Source organism: Aureimonas sp. AU12, assembly GCF_001463705.1.
Lineage (GTDB): Bacteria > Pseudomonadota > Alphaproteobacteria > Rhizobiales > Rhizobiaceae > Aureimonas.
Map to the genome: position 1 here is coordinate 145,260 of NZ_BBWH01000001.1, position 15,919 is coordinate 161,178.

Annotated in this window: 12 protein-coding genes; 9 read left to right on the forward strand and 3 right to left on the reverse strand. The window is 64.2% G+C overall.

Going from position 1 to position 15,919, the window contains the following annotated elements:
- The first annotated feature begins 158 nt into the window (after nt 1-158).
- On the forward strand, nt 159-3,035 hold the full coding sequence (gene uvrA / locus AUL33_RS00750) for an excinuclease ABC subunit UvrA (RefSeq protein ID WP_062202644.1): 2,877 nt from the start codon (nt 159-161) through the stop codon (nt 3,033-3,035).
- Nucleotides 3,032-3,847, forward strand: a complete 816-nt coding sequence (locus AUL33_RS00755; RefSeq protein WP_062202646.1) for a DUF72 domain-containing protein — start codon at nt 3,032-3,034, stop codon at nt 3,845-3,847. Before uvrA ends, AUL33_RS00755 begins: the two co-directional genes overlap by 4 nt.
- A 3-nt stretch (nt 3,848-3,850) precedes the next feature.
- Here the strand turns inward: AUL33_RS00755 and AUL33_RS00760 are convergent, their stop codons facing one another.
- A complete protein-coding gene (locus AUL33_RS00760) occupies nt 3,851-5,338 on the reverse strand; it encodes an NAD(P)H-hydrate dehydratase (RefSeq protein WP_244491795.1) in 1,488 nt (495 codons plus the stop codon).
- A 240-nt stretch (nt 5,339-5,578) separates the two neighbouring features.
- On the opposite strand from AUL33_RS00760, the gene AUL33_RS00765 reads away from it, so the two are divergent.
- From AUL33_RS00765 to AUL33_RS00775, 3 genes are all read left to right on the forward strand, one after another.
- Nucleotides 5,579-5,917, forward strand: coding sequence for a P-II family nitrogen regulator (locus tag AUL33_RS00765; RefSeq protein ID WP_062202648.1), 339 nt, complete (start codon nt 5,579-5,581; stop codon nt 5,915-5,917).
- A 58-nt stretch (nt 5,918-5,975) separates the two neighbouring features.
- On the forward strand, nt 5,976-7,385 hold the full coding sequence (gene glnA, locus AUL33_RS00770; RefSeq protein WP_062202649.1) for a type I glutamate--ammonia ligase: 1,410 nt from the start codon (nt 5,976-5,978) through the stop codon (nt 7,383-7,385).
- 142 nt (nt 7,386-7,527) lie between these two features.
- Complete coding sequence (locus AUL33_RS00775) at nt 7,528-8,469, forward strand: glutaminase (protein WP_156419211.1); 942 nt, start codon at nt 7,528-7,530, stop codon at nt 8,467-8,469.
- Nucleotides 8,470-8,497: 28 nt separating this feature from the next.
- Here the strand turns inward: AUL33_RS00775 and AUL33_RS00780 are convergent, their stop codons facing one another.
- Nucleotides 8,498-8,692, reverse strand: a complete 195-nt coding sequence (locus tag AUL33_RS00780) for a DUF2735 domain-containing protein (protein WP_062202651.1) — start codon at nt 8,690-8,692, stop codon at nt 8,498-8,500.
- A 494-nt stretch (nt 8,693-9,186) separates the two neighbouring features.
- Here AUL33_RS00780 and AUL33_RS00785 point away from each other — a divergent pair, with 494 nt between their 5' ends.
- Nucleotides 9,187-10,233, forward strand: a complete 1,047-nt coding sequence (locus tag AUL33_RS00785) for a glutamine synthetase beta-grasp domain-containing protein (RefSeq protein WP_062202653.1) — start codon at nt 9,187-9,189, stop codon at nt 10,231-10,233.
- Between the two features lie 73 nt (nt 10,234-10,306).
- Here AUL33_RS00785 and AUL33_RS00790 read toward each other — a convergent pair whose 3' ends face one another.
- Nucleotides 10,307-11,254, reverse strand: coding sequence for an alpha/beta hydrolase (locus AUL33_RS00790; protein ID WP_062202655.1), 948 nt, complete (start codon nt 11,252-11,254; stop codon nt 10,307-10,309).
- A 141-nt stretch (nt 11,255-11,395) separates the two neighbouring features.
- On the opposite strand from AUL33_RS00790, the gene parE reads away from it, so the two are divergent.
- The 3 genes from parE to AUL33_RS00805 all read left to right on the forward strand — a co-directional run bounded on the left by parE (nt 11,396) and on the right by AUL33_RS00805 (nt 15,890).
- Nucleotides 11,396-13,423 (forward strand): DNA topoisomerase IV subunit B, encoded by a 2,028-nt coding sequence (gene parE / locus AUL33_RS00795; protein WP_062202657.1) that lies wholly within the window; start codon nt 11,396-11,398, stop codon nt 13,421-13,423.
- A gap of 40 nt (nt 13,424-13,463) precedes the next feature.
- Complete coding sequence (locus tag AUL33_RS00800; protein WP_062202660.1) at nt 13,464-14,030, forward strand: hypothetical protein; 567 nt, start codon at nt 13,464-13,466, stop codon at nt 14,028-14,030.
- 276 nt (nt 14,031-14,306) lie between these two features.
- Nucleotides 14,307-15,890 (forward strand): DEAD/DEAH box helicase, encoded by a 1,584-nt coding sequence (locus tag AUL33_RS00805; RefSeq protein ID WP_062202662.1) that lies wholly within the window; start codon nt 14,307-14,309, stop codon nt 15,888-15,890.
- The last annotated feature ends 29 nt before the right edge of the window (nt 15,891-15,919 follow it).

Consider the following 15,919-nt stretch of genomic DNA (forward strand, 5'->3'; position numbering starts at 1 on the left):
CCCAGTCGCAGCCGTCGAAGCGGAGGTCGCGGGGCTTGCAGCGATCGGAACAAACATGGAACATGCGGATTGACGACGCAAGTCGTCGCAGCAATCCTTTGATTATCTCGCGTGCCTGCCGATATGGAGGCGCAAGATCAGACAGAGCCGGCGGCCCTATGAAAAACGTGATTTCCATTCGCGGCGCGCGCGAGCACAACCTCAAGAACGTCGATCTCGACCTTCCCAGAGACAAGCTGATCGTGATGACGGGGCTGTCGGGGTCCGGCAAATCGTCGCTCGCCTTCGACACGATCTACGCCGAAGGGCAGCGGCGCTATGTCGAGAGCCTGTCGGCCTATGCCCGCCAGTTCCTCGAGATGATGCAGAAGCCGGATGTCGACCAGATCGACGGCCTATCGCCTGCGATCTCGATCGAGCAGAAGACGACGTCGAAGAATCCGCGCTCGACAGTCGGCACCGTCACCGAAATCTACGATTACCTCCGCCTGCTGTTTGCCCGCGTCGGCATCCCCTACTCGCCGGCGACCGGCCTGCCGATCGAGAGCCAGACGGTCAGCCAGATGGTGGACCGGGTGCTCGCGCTGGAGGAAGGCACGCGCCTCTTTCTGCTGGCGCCGATGATCCGCGGGCGTAAGGGGGAGTACAAGAAGGAGCTGGCGGAGCTTCAGAAGAAGGGCTTTCAGCGCGTCCGCATCGACGGCGAGTTCCACGACATCGCCGACGCGCCGACGCTCGACAAGAAGTTCAAACACGACATCGACGTGGTGGTGGATCGCATCGTGGTGCGCGGCGACATCAAGGCGCGCCTGGCCGATTCCATCGAGACCGCGCTTGGGCTCGCCGACGGGTTGGCGGTGGCCGAATATGCCGATGGGCTCGACGAGAACGGCAAGCCGAAGCAGTTGATGTTCTCGGAGAAGTTCGCTTGTCCGGTCTCGGGTTTCACCATTCCCGAGATCGAGCCGCGTCTTTTTTCGTTCAACAATCCGTTCGGCGCCTGCCCCCGCTGCGACGGCCTCGGTGCCCAGCAGCAGATCGACGCCAAGCTCATCGTTCCCGACGAAAGTCGAACGTTGAAGAGCGGCGCCATCGCCCCCTGGGCGAAGTCGACCTCCCCTTATTATGGGCAGACGCTGGATGCGCTGGGCCGGACCTACGGTTTCAAGCAGACCGACCGCTGGTCGGCCCTCTCCGCGACTGCTCAGGATGCCATCCTCAACGGCACCGGCAAGACGCAGATCGAATTCAAGTACAATGACGGCCTGCGGTCCTACTCGACCACCAAGACGTTCGAGGGCATCGTGCCGAACCTCGACCGCCGCTGGAAGGAAACCGATTCCGCTTGGTCGCGCGAAGAGATCGAGCGCTACATGTCGGCGACGCCCTGCCCGGCCTGCGGCGGCTACCGGCTGAAGCCGGAAGCGCTCGCCGTGAAGATCGGCGGCTGCCATATCGGCCAGGTCACCGAACTGTCGATCCGCAAGGCGCGGGACTGGTTCGAGGTGCTGCCCGAGCAGCTGACGCAGAAGCAGAACGAGATCGCGGTCCGCATCCTCAAGGAGATCCGCGAGCGGCTGCGGTTCCTCAACGATGTCGGTCTCGAATACCTGACGCTGTCGCGCGCCTCCGGCACGCTGTCGGGCGGCGAATCGCAACGCATCCGGCTGGCCTCGCAGATCGGCTCGGGCCTCACCGGCGTTCTCTACGTCCTCGACGAACCCTCGATCGGCCTGCATCAGCGCGACAACGAACGCCTTCTCGTGACGCTGAAGCACCTGCGCGACATCGGCAACACCGTGATCGTCGTCGAGCACGACGAGGACGCGATCATGACGGCCGACCATGTCGTGGACATCGGCCCGGCGGCCGGTATCCACGGCGGCGAGGTCATCGCCTTCGGGACGCCCGCCGAGATCATGGCCAATCCGAAATCGCTGACCGGGCGCTATCTCTCCGGTGACCTCGGCGTCGCGCTGCCGGCCAAGCGACGCAAGCCCGAGAAAGGCAAGGCGATCAAGGTCGTCGGCGCCCGCGGCAACAACCTGAAGAACGTCGCCGCCGAGGTGCCGATGGGCGTCTTCACTTGCGTCACGGGTGTCTCCGGCGGCGGCAAGTCTACTTTCCTCATCGAGACCCTGTTCAAGGCGGCGTCCCGCAAGATCTCAGGCTCGCGCGAACTGCCTGCCGACCACGACCGGGTCGAGGGTCTGGAACTGCTCGACAAGGTCATCGACATCGACCAGTCGCCGATCGGGCGCACGCCGCGCTCCAACCCGGCCACCTATACCGGCGCCTTCACGCCGATCCGCGACTGGTTCGCGGGACTGCCGGAATCGAAGGCGCGCGGATACCAGCCCGGCCGCTTCTCCTTCAACGTCAAGGGCGGGCGCTGCGAAGCCTGCCAGGGCGACGGCGTCATCAAGATCGAGATGCACTTCCTGCCTGACGTCTACGTCACCTGCGATGTCTGCCACGGCAAGCGGTACAATCGCGAGACGCTGGATGTGACCTTCAAGGAGAAGTCGATCGCCGACGTTCTCGACATGACGGTCGAGGAAGGCGTCGAGTTCTTCGCGGCGGTGCCTGCGGTGCGCGACAAGCTGGTGACGCTGAACGAGGTGGGCCTCGGCTACGTCAAGGTCGGTCAGCAGGCCAACACGCTGTCCGGCGGCGAGGCGCAGCGCGTCAAGCTGGCGAAGGAGCTGTCGCGACGCGCGACCGGCCGCACCCTCTACATACTCGACGAACCCACCACGGGCCTGCATTTCCATGACGTCGCCAAGCTGCTCGAAGTGCTGCATGAGCTCGTCGACCAGGGAAACACGGTCGTGGTCATCGAGCACAATCTCGAGGTCATCAAGACCGCGGACTGGGTGATCGACATCGGGCCCGAGGGCGGCGACGGCGGCGGCGAGATCGTCGCGACCGGCACGCCGGAGCAGATCGCCAAGTCCGAACGGTCCTGGACCGGGCGCTTCCTCAAGGATCTGCTGCAGCGTCGCCCGCAGCCGAAAGCGCAGGCCGCGGAATGACCAAGCGCGGTACGATCCGAACGGGCATCGGCGGCTGGAACTACGACGACTGGCGCGGCAGCTTCTACCCCGACAAGCTGCCGAAGACGCGTGAGTTGGAATATGCCGCCTCCAAGCTGACGGCGATCGAAGTCAACGGCACGTTCTACCGGTCGCAGACGTCGGCGACCTATGCGAAATGGGCCGGCGAGGTTCCCGACGGGTTCGTGTTCTCGCTGAAGGCGCCACGCTACTGCGTCAACCGCAAGGTGCTGGCCGACGGCGCCGCATCGATCGAGCGTTTCACCCGTTCGGGGATTACCGAACTCGGCGACCATCTCGGCCCGATCCTCTGGCAGCTGGCGGCGACGAAGCGGTTCGAGGCCGAAGATTTTGCTGCATTCCTTTCGCATCTGCCGAAGACGGTCGACGGCATCGCCCTCCGGCATGTCGTGGAGCTTCGCCACGAAAGTTTCCTCGTGCCGGAAGCGGTCGCCCTCTGCCGCAGCGCCGGGGTCGCGATCGTCTACGCCCACAGCGCCGACTACCCTGAGATCGCGGACGTGACCGCCGATTTCGTCTACGGGCGCCTGCAGAGCGGCGACGCCTCGATCGACACCGGCTATCCGCCGGAGCAGCTCGACGCGTGGGCTCGTCGTGCAATGGAATGGTCCGAAGGCCGGGACCCGCTGGATCTTCCGCGCGTCGATCCGGACTCCAGCGGCGCTTCCGTGCCCCGAGACGTCTTCCTCTTCTTCATCCGTGAGGGAAAAGTGCGTGCCCCGCACGCGGCGATGGCGCTGATGGATCGCATCGACAAGTTGCTCGGCTAGCCTTCAAACCAGCAATTCGGACAGAACCTTCGGAACAAGGCCCGGCAGATCTTCAGCAATGAGGCCGGGCCCGAACAGCTCGCCGGCTCGCCCGTGGATCCAGACAGCAGCGCACGCCGCCTCGAAGGTCGGGAGACCTTGTGCCAATTGTGCGGCTATGATTCCGGCCAGAACGTCGCCAGAGCCTGCGGTCGCCAGCCACAGCGACCCGGACGTGTTGATCGCAGCACGACCGTCAGGTGCGGCGATGACAGTATCAGCACCTTTCAGGACGACGACGGCCCCACTACGCGCGGCCGCACGGCGGGCCCGCTCCGGTTTGGCGAGATCTGTTGAGGCCAGATCGGGAAACAGGCGGGCAAATTCTCCGGCATGCGGCGTCAGCACAAGACGAGTGTCTCCCTCCCAGCCGGCGTCGGCTGGGAGGGAGAGCAGGTTCGGTTCGTCCTGAAACGATGTGAGCCCATCTGCGTCGAGCACGAGGCGCCGGTCGCTCGACAGGATCGCGAGGGTGTAGCGACGGGCACGGTCTCCGACGCCGAAACCGGGACCGAGCACGAAGGCATTGAGCCGTCGATCCGACAGCTGATCGGCCAGCGCCTCTTCATCGCCACAGCTTTTGAGCATGATGGCGGTAAGATGCGCGGCATTGACGAGGACGGCCGAGGGCGGCGACAGGACGGTGACGAGCCCTGCCCCACCGCGCAAGGCCGCCATGGCAGAGAGCCTGGCCGCGCCGGTCTGCGAGGCGCCGCCGGACAGCACGGCGACATGGCCGCGGTCGAACTTGTGGCCGGCGGCGGACGGACGAAACAGATGGGCACGCCATAGGTCGGGCTCGCTGGCGTAAAGTGGCGCATGGCCGGCGACCGCCTCCGCGAGCGCCTGCGCCGGCATGCCGATCTGGCGCACGTGAACCCGGCCGCACAAGGTCCGTCCGGTTGCCAGCAGATGTCCGGGCTTGCGGCGCTCGAAAGTGATGCAGTCGTCCGCCTGCACGGCCACCCCGAGCACCTCGCCTGATAGGCCTGATACGCCGCTGGGCAGATCGATGGACAGAACGGGCGTCGCGGATCGGTTCAGCCGTTCGATCGCCTCGCGTGCATCGCCTTCCACCACGCGGCTGAGCCCGGCGCCGAACAGGCCGTCGATCACAAGATCGTAGCACTCTGGATCGAACGAACCGAGCGGACCATCAAACGCATCGCCGACGCTTCGGCTGAGCCCGAACGTGTGCGTCGTCAGGCCCCGTTCCCGGAGATGTCCTGCTGCGGCAACTGCGTCGGCGCCGTTGTCGCCGGGGCCGGCTAGTAGGGCGACCATTCCAGGCCGAGGGACGAGCGCGAGCACCCATTCAGCGACGGCGTTGCCTGCATTGGCGATCAAAGCCGCCGGCATCATGCCCATCCGCGCCGCAGACAGATCTGCGGATTTCATCTCCTGCGGGTCGAAAAGGCGGGTAACAGCCATCGTCGGGTCGTTGTTGCTCATTCGATACTCTTGGTGCCTTAAAATTTCGCAGGTGATGCGCAGGTCTTGATCGTTCGCCCGCGGTTTGCCGGTGGCAAAAAGCCCGGCCTTTCGCTAGATACCGTTGCACGTGCGCATCTGGTCTGACCCGCGTTCGGACACCAGGCCAGGACGAACAAGTTTGTCGGCCCGATCGGCGCAGTTCGATGGCCGGCGCCGGATTTCGGATCCGCTGGGATCCCCCGTGGGAGGCGTAGTGCGTTGAAGAAGGTCGAGGCGATCATCAAGCCCTTCAAGCTGGATGAGGTCAAGGAAGCCCTCCAGGACGTCGGGCTCCAGGGTATCACGGTCATCGAAGCCAAGGGCTTCGGTCGCCAGAAGGGCCATACCGAACTGTATCGCGGGGCCGAATACGTCGTCGATTTCCTGCCCAAGGTGAAGATCGAGATCGTGCTGGCCGACGAGGCCGTGGCAGCGGCCGTCGAGGCGATCCGCAAGGCCGCACAGACCGGCCGGATCGGCGACGGCAAGATCTTCGTCTCGAACATCGAGGAAGCCGTGCGCATCCGGACGGGCGAAGCGGGTATCGACGCCATCTGAGCGCTGTGGCACTCAAGCCCACACAAATTTTCGAGTCGTCCCATCAGGAAGGAACGCCATGACCTCGGCTAACGACATTCTGAAGCAGATCAAGGACAACGACATCAAGTTCGTCGACCTGCGCTTCACCGACCCCAAGGGCAAGCTCCAGCACGTCACGATGGACGTGACGATGGTCGATGAGGACCTGTTCTCGGAAGGCACGATGTTCGACGGGTCGTCGATCGGCGGCTGGAAGGCGATCAACGAGTCCGACATGATCCTGATGCCGGATCCCGACACCGCGCACATGGACCCGTTCTTCGCGCAGTCGACGATGGTCATCATCTGCGACATCCTCGATCCCGTCTCCGGCGAGGCCTACAACCGCGATCCGCGCGGGACGGCCAAGAAGGCCGAAGCGTACCTGAACCAGTCGGGCGTGGGCGACACCGCCTATTTCGGCCCCGAAGCCGAGTTCTTCATCTTCGACGACGTGCGCTACAAGGCGGATCCCTACAACACGGGCTTCAAGCTGGACTCGACCGAGCTGCCGTCGAACGACGACGCCGAGTACGAGACCGGCAACTTGGGACACCGTCCGCGCGTCAAGGGCGGCTATTTCCCGGTTCCCCCGATCGACAGCTGTCAGGACATGCGGTCCGAGATGCTGACCGTGATGGCCGAGATGGGCGTCGCCGTCGAGAAGCACCACCACGAGGTGGCGGCCGCGCAGCACGAGCTCGGCGTCAAGTTCGACACGCTCGTGAAGAACGCCGACAACATGCAGATCTACAAGTACGTGACCCATCAGGTCGCCAATGCCTACGGCAAGACGGCGACCTTCATGCCAAAGCCGATCTTCGGCGACAACGGCTCGGGCATGCACGTTCACCAGTCGATCTGGAAGGGCGGCAAGCCGACCTTCGCCGGCAACGAATACGCCGGTCTCTCGGAGAATGCGCTGTTCTACATCGGTGGCATCATCAAGCATGCCAAGGCGCTGAACGCTTTCACCAACCCGTCGACCAACTCGTTCAAGCGCCTGGTCCCCGGCTACGAAGCGCCCGTGCTGCTCGCCTATTCGGCGCGTAACCGCTCGGCTTCCTGCCGCATTCCGATCGGACAGTCGCCGAAGGCCAAGCGCGTCGAAGTGCGCTTCCCCGATGCGATGGCGAACCCCTACCTTGCCTTCGCCGCGATGCTGATGGCCGGCCTCGACGGCATCAAGAACAAGATCCATCCTGGCGCCGCCATGGACAAGGATCTCTACGATCTGCCGCCGGAAGAGCTGAAGCAGATCCCGACGGTCTGCCGGTCGCTGCGCGAAGCGCTCGAAAGCCTCGACGCTGACCGCGACTTCCTGAAGGCCGGCGGCGTCTTCGACGACGACCAGATCGATGCGTTCATCGAGCTGAAGATGGTCGAGGTGCTGCGCTTCGAGATGACGCCGCATCCGGTCGAGTTCGACATGTACTACTCGGCCTGATCGACGAAGCTGACCGATGAGCGGGAGGCCCTCATGGGCCTCCCGCGCTTCACGCATAATTCCCGCGCTGACCGGTTGACGCCGAAGCGCAGGCAAGTGTGCACGCTGAGGTGGCAGTCCGGGCGACGAGGGTCGGCATCTGATGAGCATGGCGATCCCAGATCTTCAGGACGTCGTCGCCGAGATTGCCGACGAGATGCGCCAACGCGTCGACCGCGGCGATGTCGCCACCTACATTCCCGAGCTCGCTCGCGTCGATCCCGGCCATTTCGGCATTGCCGTCATCGATGCCGAAGGCCATGTCGCGACAGGGGGCGACGCGGATACTCCGTTTTCCATCCAGAGCATCTCGAAGGTCTTCACGCTGACGCTCGCTCTCGGCCTTGCCGGAGATCGGCTCTGGCAGCGGGTCGGGCGCGAGCCCTCGGGCAGCCGCTTCAATTCCATCGTGCAACTCGAGAGCGAGCGCGGCATACCGCGCAACCCCTTCATCAATGCCGGCGCGATCGCCGTCACCGACTTGATCCTGTCGGGGCATCAGCCGCGCGAAGCACTCGGCGAGATCCTGCGCTTCCTGCAGTTCCTGGCGGACGACACGACGATCCAGATCGACAAGGCGGTCGCGGCGTCCGAGCAGCGGACCGGCTTTCGCAATGCCGCTCTCGCCAACTACATGAAGTCTTACGGCGTCCTCGACAATCCCGTCGACTTCACGCTCGGCGTCTACTTTCACCATTGCGCGATCTCGATGTCATGCCGTCAGCTTGCGACGGCCGGGCGTTTCCTGGCGCATCTCGGTCGCAATCCGTCCACCGGCTTTTCCGTGGTCACGCCGGAACGGGCGCGCCGCATCAACGCGGTGATGTTGACCTGCGGTCATTATGACGGCTCAGGCGAATTCGCCTACCGCGTCGGCTTGCCCGGCAAGAGCGGCGTCGGCGGCGGTATTATCGCGATTGCGCCGGGAAAGGCTTCGATTGCCGTCTGGTCTCCGGGTCTCGACGAGTCCGGCAACTCGCATTTGGGCCGTATCGCTCTGGAAGCACTCGCGAAACGGCTCAACCTCTCGATCTTCGGATCGTGAGGCGGCTCAACACTGTGACCGACCAATGCTACGACTTGGGGCGCCCCTGATCCTCGGCGATCGCGGCGGCATGATACCAACTGTCGAACGCGGCGGCGCAGACGGATCGGGATCGGTCGTCCTGTCGCGCATCGACCGGGGCATTTGCCGAGCCGATGGGAAACCGGTTCCGGACGGGGAACGCGATGATCTGGGCGCTGGTCTGCTCGAAGTCAGGTCGCATGGCGGACCTCCTGAGGTGTGACGTCTGTGTCGTGTCCTGTTCAGGTAGTATCGTGGCTCCATTTTACCGCCCCTGCCACTTAAAAAATCATGACTGCGTTTTGTTTTCGCAATCTGGTTGCTATCGACGGCATGCTGCAAAGCAAAATAGGGCAATGTTCTTGTCCTATTCTTCCATAATCGACTGCTGATCGCGCGTTTTACGTTCACAAATCGTCAGCGCAGGATGTGTGCCTATGGATTGGGCAATGTCGATTATTATTTAGGCATGTGGCGGTAGCGTTCAGGGTTCGACAGCAAAGACTTGGAAGGGAAGTCGGGATTGCCGACCTGCAATTCGTCAACTTCGGCGACCTTTGCCGTCTTCGATCGTCACGTGAGTAATGTGGCACGCCGTATGCATCTGTCCTGGCAGCTGGTGGCGGCCAGCTCGATGCGCCGGCTTGCGTCGAGATGCCAAGACACCTCGTTCATCAGCCCGACAGAGGACCCACGATGACAAAGTTCAAGCTCGAGTATATCTGGCTCGATGGCTACACCCCGGTTCCGAACCTGCGTGGCAAGACGCAGATCAAGGAGTTCGAAGAGTTCCCGACGCTCGACCAACTGCCGCTCTGGGGCTTCGATGGCAGCTCGACGATGCAGGCCGAAGGCCGGAGCTCGGACTGCGTGCTCAAGCCGGTCGCTCTCTATCCCGATCCGGTCCGCACGAACGGCGTCCTCGTCATGTGCGAAGTGATGATGCCCGATGGCGTCACCCCGCACGCCTCGAACAAGCGCGCGACGATCCTCGACGACGAAGGCGCCTGGTTCGGTTTCGAGCAGGAGTATTTCTTTTACAAGGACGGCCGCCCGCTCGGCTTTCCCGAGTCCGGCTACCCTGCACCGCAGGGCCCGTATTACACCGGTGTCGGCTATTCGAATGTCGGCGCGGTCGCGCGTGAGATCGTCGAGGAGCATCTGGACATCTGCCTCGCCGCCGGCATCAACCACGAAGGCATCAATGCCGAGGTGGCGAAGGGCCAGTGGGAGTTCCAGGTCTTTGGCAAGGGCTCCAAGCAGGCCGCCGACGAAGTCTGGATGGCGCGCTACCTGCTGCAGCGCCTGACGGAGAGCTACGGCATCGACATCGAGTACCACTGCAAGCCGCTCGGCGACACCGACTGGAACGGCTCGGGCATGCATTGCAACTTCTCGACCGCCTACATGCGCGAGACCGGTGGCAAAGCCTATTTCGACGCACTGATGGCGGCCTTCGAGAGCAATCTCGACGATCACATCGCAGTCTACGGCCCCGACAATCACATGCGCCTGACAGGCAAGCACGAGACCGCGCCGTGGAACAAGTTCAGCCACGGCGTGGCGGATCGTGGCGCCTCGATCCGCGTGCCGCACAGCTTCGTCAACAACGGCTACAAGGGCTATCTCGAGGATCGCCGCCCGAACTCGCAGGGTGACCCCTACCAGATCGCGTCGCAGGTGCTGAAGACCATCGCGTCCGTTCAGACGGGCAAGGAAGTCGGCATCTCCGCCGCAGCCTGATCGCAAGTCGGCTTCGGCCGTCGAAAGTGGTTTCTTCAGAGGCTCTCGCCCCACCCGGCGAGGGCCTTTTTCGTCAGTGTGGGTTCAGCAGCCAGTTGAGCGTATCGCGCCAGTCGATCATACGGACCGGCGTCCCGTGGTTGCCGTCGTCGAAGACCACGAACCGGATCGGATAGCGGGGATCGCGTCGGCGCACGCCTTCGAAAAAGGCAAGTTGTGCGTCCATCGCGTAGACCTTATCGCGCGACCCGTGAGCGAGAAGGATCGGCAAGGGCCGCCCTTCCCGCTCGATCCGATCAAGGCGCGCCATATCGCTGCTGCCGCCGAGCAGCACCAGTCCGTCCACCGCTCGGGATACGTCGCTACCAGCCAGTGCCGTCCAGCAGAGTTCACCGCCCATCGAGCCGCAGGCCAGCATGAGCGGCGCCTCCCCGTGCCTGGCTTTCAGGTCGCGAAGCAGCGCAGCGACCTTCGTCGCGTCCGCCGCGCCGAGCGCACCGCCGTCGACCGTCGCGTAGAGGCCACCTGCCTGGGTGACGAGGTTTTTCAGCCGGTTGAAGTTACCGCCGAAGGTCCAGTCGTTCATGCCGAGTCGCCTGTCGCCATTGCGGCCGTGGACGAAGACGACGATGAGCGACGCCCTCGCGTCATCGCCGACGCTCGCCCATCGCAAGGGGCCGTCTGGCGCCGGGAACACAAGATCGCGGCGGGTCTGATCGGGTGCGAGGTCGACATAGCGCCTCGCGACGCGGCGCTCGGGAATCTCGTCGCGGCGGTCGATGTCGCGAGCCTCCGAGTACGGGACGTCGAGCACACGCCCGCCGTCACGGGACGCGACCGGTTCGGGATAGGCGAAGAGTTCGTCCTTGAAGGGAGCGATCGTCGGCGAGGCCGCGAACGCGCCGCCATTCGCGGTCCCGATCGCGGCGAGGAGGGTCAAGACGACGCGATACCCTGCCATGATGCCTTCTGCCTGCCCGATCCCGATCCGCGAAAGCGCGCCGTTGCGCGCGTGCCGCAATGCTTCTCTAATCGTTCGCAACGCACAGTCCAAGCGACCTCTGCCAGTGAGAACGCTTGCAGAACATCGGCGGAGACGGTACCCAAACCCCATGCGCAACGCGGATCGAAACGAGACGGTGGAACGGGGAGCCTTGTCCTCATGAGCGACGATCTTTTCTCCGGATCGGCTGCCAGGGTTCGCTCGCCCGTCATTCGCGCTCCTGCCCGGGTTTCCAAGCCCGTCGAACCAGTGCCGGCGGCCGACTATACGGCGGCTGACATCGAGGTCCTCGAGGGGTTGGAGCCGGTCCGTCGTCGCCCCGGCATGTATATCGGCGGCACCGACGAGAAGGCGTTGCACCATCTCTTCGCCGAGGTCATCGACAACTCGATGGACGAGGCGGTCGCGGGCCACGCCAGCGTCATCGAGGTTTCGCTTGATGCGGACGGGTTCCTGTCGGTCGCCGACAACGGGCGCGGTATCCCCGTCGACGCCCACCCGAAATATCGCGACAAGTCGGCGCTTGAAGTCATCATGACGACGCTGCATGCCGGCGGCAAGTTCGATTCGAAGGTCTACGAGACGTCCGGCGGTTTGCATGGCGTCGGCGTTTCCGTGGTCAACGCCCTGTCGGACGAACTCGAAGTCGAGATCGCCCGCAATCGCAAGCTCTACCGGCAAACCTACTCGCGCGGCGTCGCGACCTCGAAGCTCATCGAGGTTGGCGACATCCAGAACCGGCGCGGCACGAAGGTCCGATTCAAGCCCGATCCGCAGATCTTCGGCGCGACTGCCAAGTTCGATCCGGCGCGGCTTTTCGGCATGGCGCGGTCGAAGGCCTATCTCTTCGGCGGCGTCGAGATCCGATGGTCCTGCGACCCGACGCTGCTGGCCGCGGACAGCAAGATACAGGCCAAGGCGAGCTTCCATTTCCCCGGCGGCCTGAAGGATTACCTCGCGGCCTCACTCGGCGACGAGCAGCGCGTCACCTCGCAGATCTTTGCGGGCCGAACCGAAAAGACGTCCGGACACGGCGCGGTCGAATGGGCGGTGTCCTGGACCGCCGGCGACGGTGTGATCCGCTCCTACTGCAACACCATCCCGACACCCGAAGGCGGCGCGCATGAGGCCGGACTTCGGGCGGTGCTCCTACGCGGCCTCAAGGCCTTTGCGGAGATTTCCGGCAACAAGAAGGCCTCCTCGATCACCGCCGACGACGTGATGATCACCGCGTCGGCCATGCTGTCGGTCTTCATTCGCGAGCCAGAATTTGTCGGCCAGACGAAGGATCGGCTGGCGACGGTCGAGGCGCAGCGCATCGTCGAGAGCTCGCTCCGCGACTCGTTCGACATCTGGCTGGCCTCCTCGCCGCAGGATGCCGCGCGCCTCATCGAATGGGTGGTCGATCGTGCGGACGAGCGGCTGCGCCGGCGCCAGGAAAAGGAAGTCGGCCGCAAGACCGCAACCCGCAAACTCCGCCTTCCCGGCAAGCTGGCGGATTGCTCGCAGACCGGCGCGGCTGGTGCCGAGCTCTTCATCGTCGAGGGCGACTCGGCTGGCGGCTCGGCCAAGCAGGCGCGCGACCGGGCCCGGCAGGCGATCCTTCCGCTACGTGGCAAGATCCTCAACGTCGCCTCCGCCGGGCGCGAGAAGCTGGGCGCCAACCAGCAGCTTTCCGATCTGATCCAGGCGCTCGGCTGCGGCACGCGCACCAAATATCGTGAGACGGACCTGCGCTATGAGCGCGTGATCATCATGACGGACGCCGACGTCGACGGCGCCCATATTGCCTCGCTGCTGATCACCTTTTTCTTTCAGGAGATGCCGGAGCTCGTCCGCGGGGGCCATCTCTTTCTCGCCGTTCCCCCGCTCTACAAGCTGACGCAGGGCGGCAAGACCATCTATGCGCGCGACGACCGCGACCGCGAGCGGATCACGGCCAAGGAGTTCAAGGGCAAGGGGAAGGTCGAGGTCAGCCGCTTCAAGGGCCTTGGCGAGATGCTGCCGTCGCAGTTGAAGGAGACGACGATGGATCCCCGCAAGCGGACGCTTCTCAACGTCGCGATCGATGAATCCGCAGAGGCGGGAACCGCCGGCGCGGTGGACGCGCTGATGGGGAACAAGCCGGAAGCTCGCTTCCGTTTCATCCAGGACCGTGCGGCCTTCGCCGGGGATCTCGATCTCTGACTTGGACGCTCCACCGACGATCCCGCCAGAAAGTATCACAATGCGTCACGTCACCCTGCCCGTCTCTCTCACCGCTGTTCTCCTCTTCGCGTCCTCGGCCCTTGCCCAGACACCGGAAGTGGCTGCACCGCCCGCCTCCACCGAAAGCGCACCGGCAGCGACAGCGGCAGCGCCGTCCGTCGCTGCCGCGCCGACAGGAAACGAGGCCGAGCGCAATGCCACGGTCCTCGCTGCCATCGCCAACCTCGCGCCGATGATCGGTGACGTGCAGATCGTCGGCCCGTGGGTCGATAGCGCCCGCCACGGCATCTGGCGCACGATCATGACGCAGACCGCCGGCGAGGCGACCGGCAGCCGCTTCTTCGTCCAGCAGATCGAGGAGAAGGACGGCTCGGCTTCGGTCGTGTCCTCGAGCGTCGAGGTGACGGAGATCGCTGCGATCGAAGGCGCGATCACGGGCTACCGCGCCGATCCGCCGGCGGAAGGCGAGGAAAGCAATCTGACGCTCTTCTTCGACATCGTGCCCACGGATGGCGAGATTGCGGAGACCTATGAACTTTTCGTGGCCCCGAACCAGCCCTACCGCTTTGGACCGGCCTCCAACTGAAGAGACGGCTTCGCGCTATCGTCCATGCGCCTTTAACGGCGGCGGTTTGAAACGGTGGCCGGCGGTCACCACCGGGCATCAACAGCTACACGCTGGCGCCTTGCAGAGTAGACGCGATGAACGATCAAGTTTGAGAGCCTTTTTATTAAGTTCGTGAACACCCATATCTTGACGATCGGTTGACATTCTGAATGGCGAAGCCTATCGCCGCGATAGGTTCGCATCGGCTGCCTTTGGCCTTCAACCCGTTCCTTCACCGAGAGACCTCGCGATTTCATGCTATTTTCCGAACTCGGCCTCAGCGCCAAGGTTCTCGCCGCCGTCGAAGCTGCCGGTTACACCGAGCCGACCCCGATTCAGGCCCAGGCGATTCCCTACGCGCTGCAGCGTCGGGACGTTCTGGGAATAGCGCAGACCGGAACCGGCAAGACCGCTTCCTTCGTGCTTCCGATGTTGACGATGCTGGAGCAGGGACGCGCACGCGTCCGCATGCCCCGCACGTTGATCATCGAGCCGACCCGCGAGCTCGCAGCGCAGGTCGAGGAGTCGTTCACCAAGTACGGCACCAACCAGCGCCTCAACGTCGCCCTCCTCATCGGCGGCGTCTCGTTCGAGGAGCAGAACCGCAAGCTCGAGCGCGGTGTCGATGTGCTGATCGCGACGCCGGGCCGCCTGCTTGACCATTTCGAGCGCGGTCGCCTGCTAATGACCGGCGTCGAGATCCTCGTCATTGACGAGGCCGACCGCATGCTCGACATGGGGTTCATTCCCGACATCGAGCGCATCTGCAAGATGATCCCGTTCACGCGCCAGACCCTGTTCTTCTCGGCGACGATGCCGCCGGAGATCACGCGGCTGGCCGACCAGTTCCTGCAGAACCCGGTTCGCGTCGAGGTCGCCAAGGCGTCGTCCACGGCGCTCACTGTCGAGCAGAGGCTGGTGCCGACGCGCAAGGAAGACTTCGAGAAGCGCGAGACGCTGCGCCGTGTCGTGCGCGCACAGGGCGACGAGCTGACGAACGCCATCATCTTCTGCAACCGCAAACGCGACGTGTCGCTGTTGTTCCGCTCTCTCGAGAAGCATGGCTTCTCGGTCGGAGCGTTGCATGGCGACATGGATCAGCGTGCGCGCACGATGACGCTTCAGGGCTTCCGCGACAACAAGATCACCTTACTGGTGGCATCTGACGTCGCCGCGCGTGGCCTCGACATCCCGATGGTCAGCCACGTCTTCAACTTCGATGTGCCGATCCACGCCGAGGACTATGTCCACCGGATAGGCCGGACGGGACGTGCCGGGCGATCCGGCAAGGCCTTTACGATGGTCACGAAGGGCGACAAGAAACATCTCGACTCGATCGAAGCCCTGATCGGCAATCCGATCGCCTGGCTCGACGGTGAAGATCTCGCAAGCTTGCCGCAGGGCGAAGAGCGGACCGAAGAGGGCGTCGAGCGCCGTGGTGCAAAGCGTGGTGCGCCCGCCCGCCGTCCAGGCGAGCGGTCTGAGCGTGGCGAACGTGCGGAGCGTGGAGAGCGTCCCTCGAAGCGGCGGTCGCGTGCCGGCGAGACCGAGGCTTCATCCGACGCGGTCGTTGACGCAGCAAGTGTCGATCTGACAGAGGTCGCGGTGATCGAAGAGGCGGAAGCACCGGCAACGGTCGCAGAAGCGCCCGCGGCGCCTCGTGCCCGCCGACATGAGACACGGCGCCCCGTCGAGCGTGCGGAAGAGCGCGAGGCGCCCGCTCCGCAGCCTCGCCCGGTCCAGCAGGATCGTCGCAATACGAGCGGTCGCGACGACAACAGCCCGACAGGCTTCGGCGACGAGATCCCTGCGTTCATGCTGATCCAGACGTCGATCTGATCACGGCAGTCGCGCTGAAACAAAAAGGC